Origin of the sequence: uncultured Abyssibacter sp. (assembly GCF_964000955.1) — a bacterium.
GTDB lineage: Bacteria > Pseudomonadota > Gammaproteobacteria > Nevskiales > OUC007 > Abyssibacter.
The window spans coordinates 1-2822 of the sequence record NZ_CAXFCL010000137.1; the positions used below are offsets into that span (position 1 = coordinate 1).

Below are 2822 nucleotides of genomic sequence, written 5' to 3' on the forward strand. Positions count from 1 at the left end.
ATGGAACGGGCCGGTTTTCCCGCAATCCTGCGTTGTCGTTCGCTGACTTGGAATGACCAAGCGGCACTCACTTCGCCTGGGCTTGCGCGAAAACCGGTTCCGTCTTGGCGGCGCGCATCAATCAGCGTTTCCCTGGCATGAATATCTCTCCCGACCGCCTGGATGCCGCCCTGTCCGATGGGCTGGCCCCGATCTACGTCGTCGCTGGGGAGGAACCGCTGCTGGTCACCGAATCGGCTGATGCGATTCGCGCCGCCGCGAAGGCCGCCGGCTATACCGATCGCCGGGTGCTTCACGCCGAGGGGGGCTTCGACTGGTCCGAGCTGCGCAGTGCCGGGCAGGCGATGTCGCTGTTCGCCGAGAAGACCCTGATCGAGGTGCATTTGCCCACCGGTTCGCCGGGCAAGGACGGTGGCGCGGCGATCAAGGAGGCGGCGCAGGCACCGCCGCCGGACACGCTGATCCTGATCATCTGCTCCGAGCTCGACAGCCGCAGCCGCAACAGTGCCTGGTTCAAGGCCGTCGACAAGACCGGCGTGACCGTCTACGGCTGGACGCCGAAGGGCCGTGAACTGCTGCGCTGGCTCAACGCGCGCCTGCGGCAGGAAGGTCTGGAGGCTGATCCCGACGCCGTCGCGCTGCTGGCCGAGCGCGTGGAGGGCAATCTGCTTGCCGGCTCGCAGGACATCGCCAAGCTGGCCCTGCTGCATCCGGGGCGGCGGATCGACGTGGACCTGATGGCCGATGCCGTGGCCGATCACGCGCGGTTCGTGGTCTTCGACCTGATCGACAAGGCGCTGGCCGGCCCACCGGAGGCGGCGCTGCGCACGCTGGACCGGCTGCGCGAGGAAGGGGTGGAACCGTTTCCGATCGTCGCCATCCTGGCCGCGGAACTGCGCAAGCTGGCCCGGGTGGTCAGCGCCCGCGATGCCGAGGCCGTCTGCGCGCAAATCGGCGTGTTCCGTCGCCGGATTCCGATGATGGTCGCCGCCGCGCGTCGGCATTCGCCCGCGTCCGTGCGCTGGATGATGGCCGTCGCCGGTCGCGCGGATCGGGGTGCCAAGGGCGTGGATCGTCATGACCCCTGGGATGACTTGCTAACATTGGTCTGGGTTCTGGCCGCTGGCCGTGATGCGCGGAGCTGGATGGCGGCCTCGGCCGCCAAGCTGGAACCCCTGAATGCATGACCTCGCGGCGGTTTTCCCGTCGCGACGCGGAAGGTGAACGGACGAGAATGAGCGCGACAGTCAGCGAGATCGAGACCCGGGACGTTGGCGCCTACATGCAGGCGGTGGGGGAGCGTGCGCGTGCCGCATCCCGCAGCACCGCCGTGGCCGAGCCGGGCGCGAAGAACGCCGCGTTGCTGGAACTGGCCGAGCGCATCGTCGACGGCCGTGCGCGGATCAAGGACGCCAATGCGAAGGACATGGCGGCCGGACGTGCCGCCGGCCTGGATGCGGCGCTGCTGGATCGTCTGGAACTGACCGACGCACGCATCGAATCCATGGCCGACGGCGTGCGCCAGATCGCCAGCCTGCCGGACCCGGTTGGCGCCATTACCGGCATGAACGCGCGGCCCTCGGGCATTCAGGTCGGCAAGATGCGCGTGCCGCTGGGCGTGATCGGGATCATTTACGAGTCGCGCCCGAACGTGACCGCCGACGCCGCCGCGCTGTGCCTGAAGGCCGGCAACGCGGTGATCCTGCGGGGCGGCTCCGAGGCGATTCACTCCAACCGGGCCATCGCGGAACTGATTGGCGAGGCGCTGGAAGCCGCCGGCCTGCCGGCCGATGCCGTGCAGGTGGTGCAGACCACGGACCGCGAGGCGGTGCGTCATCTGCTGACCATGCCGGCTTATGTCGACGTGATCGTGCCGCGCGGCGGCAAGGGCCTGGTGGCTTTCGTCGCCGAGCATGCGCGCGTGCCGGTGATCAAGCATCTGGACGGTATCTGCCACGTGTACATCGATCGCGATGCCGACGCCGCCAAGGCCGTGGCGGTGGCGGTCAACGCCAAGACGCAGCGGCTGGGCACCTGCAACACCATGGAGACGCTGCTGATCGCCGAATCACGCGCGGCCGAGCTGCTGCCCGCGCTGGCCGAGGCCTACCGCGACGCCGGCATCGAGCTGCGCGGCTGCGAAAAGACGCGATCGCTGGTGGCCGACGTGCTGCCCGCCACCGACGAGGACTGGGCGACCGAATACCTGGACGCGATCCTGTCCATCCGCATCGTCGACGATGTCGATGCGGCCATGGCGCATATCGCCCGCTACAGCTCGGGGCATACCGAAAGCATCATCACCGAGAACCTGACCGCGGCGCGGCGCTTCCTGCGCGAGGTGGATTCCAGCTCGGTCATGGTCAATGCCTCGACCCGCTTCGCCGACGGCTTCGAGTACGGTCTGGGCGCCGAGATCGGCATCTCCACCGACAAGATCCACGCCCGCGGCCCGGTGGGGCTGGAAGGGCTGACGTCGGAGAAATACGTGGTCTACGGCGATGGGCATTGCCGGCATTGAGCCCACGCGACTGATCATGGGGCCTGCACACTGAGCGCTCCGATCGGCATGCTGGGGGGGACCTTCGATCCGGTTCACCTGGGGCATCTGCGAATCTGTGTGGAATTGCGCGAGCGGCTGGGCCTGGACCATGTCCGGCTGGTGCCGAATCGCGTGCCGCCGCATCGTGACGCCCCGCGCGCCAGCAACGCCGTGCGTGCGCAGTGGATCGCCGACGCCATCGCCGACGAGCCGGGGCTGGTGCTGGATACCGTCGAACTGGATCGCGATGGACCGTCCTACACGACCGACACGCTGGCGG

At 68.4% G+C, this 2822-nt stretch carries 3 protein-coding genes; all 3 read left to right on the top strand.

Annotated elements, in window-relative coordinates; translation table 11 throughout:
- Nucleotides 1–137 precede the first annotated feature (137 nt).
- Nucleotides 138–1187, top strand: a complete 1050-nt coding sequence (gene holA / locus ABNS06_RS06430; protein WP_348673325.1) for a DNA polymerase III subunit delta — start codon at nucleotides 138–140, stop codon at nucleotides 1185–1187.
- Nucleotides 1188–1234: 47 nt separating this feature from the next.
- Nucleotides 1235–2521 carry a glutamate-5-semialdehyde dehydrogenase gene (locus ABNS06_RS06435; RefSeq protein WP_348673326.1) on the top strand — a complete coding sequence of 429 codons (1287 nt, stop codon included), beginning with the start codon at nucleotides 1235–1237 and terminating at the stop codon, nucleotides 2519–2521.
- A 48-nt stretch (nucleotides 2522–2569) separates the two neighbouring features.
- The coding region (locus tag ABNS06_RS06440; protein WP_348673327.1) for an adenylyltransferase/cytidyltransferase family protein at nucleotides 2570–2822 on the top strand (253 nt) is incomplete at its 3' end.

What these genes read in the sequence shown, in the direction of transcription:
- holA (WP_348673325.1), top strand. Translation starts at nt 138, where the DNA reads ATGAATATCTCTCCCGACCGCCTGGATGCCGCCCTGTCCGATGGGCTG.
- ABNS06_RS06435 (WP_348673326.1), top strand. Translation starts at nt 1,235, where the DNA reads ATGAGCGCGACAGTCAGCGAGATCGAGACCCGGGACGTTGGCGCCTAC.